This window comes from Flavobacterium sp., assembly GCF_052437795.1.
GTDB lineage: Bacteria > Bacteroidota > Bacteroidia > Flavobacteriales > Flavobacteriaceae > Flavobacterium.
Window position 1 is genome coordinate 1 of the sequence record NZ_JBQVPA010000017.1, and the last position, 642, is coordinate 642.

General features: G+C 55.9%; 1 protein-coding gene. It reads left to right on the top strand.

The window, feature by feature from the left end; all coding sequences use genetic code 11:
• Window positions 1-309 precede the first annotated feature (309 nt).
• A complete protein-coding gene (locus ACT6R0_RS18625; protein WP_444667452.1) occupies window positions 310-531 on the top strand; it encodes a hypothetical protein in 222 nt (73 codons plus the stop codon).
• Window positions 532-642 lie beyond the last annotated feature (111 nt).

Sequence of the window (642 nt, forward strand, 5' to 3'; positions counted from 1 at the left end):
GGCTTGGGGAGGGGAGGGAATGGGGAGGGTGGGGGAGGGGGAGGGTGGGGGAGGGGGGAATGGGGAGGAGGAGGAGAGGAGAAGGAGGGTGGCCCACACTATGCCTAGTTGAGGAGCCAGCTTGCAAAGGTAACGATGATGATGATGATGATGATGATGGTACTGATGATGGTTGATGCCCTGACATGGATCCTCACTTTTCTCACCTGCTTCCCCTGAATGATGACTCATGTGTGACCTGACAATGTGATGCACTTTGCTCACCTGCTTCTCAACATCTTGGCCATATAGGGCGCCAAAGCTAGCGCCTTGGAGGAGACGCTGGCATCACGGCAAGCCGCCCGCCAGCGGCGCAATGACTTCCAACGCGAGCAACAGACGCAACTGCAGAAGCAGCAGACGGCTGCAATGGTGGGTGGGGGTGTGGCTGCTGGATGCTGGCTGCTGCCTTGCTGGGAGAAGGACAAATGGTTGACAGCTACTAGTGGGAACAGGGTAGTCATCATCATCATCATCATCATCATCACTTAACGTGGCAGTCCCCACCTGGCATTTCTGCAACACACAAAAGAGAAGACCCAGAAACCAGAAGTTCAGGCACATCTCATGCGGGCCTGCCGGGCTTCATGCTTATGGCACATG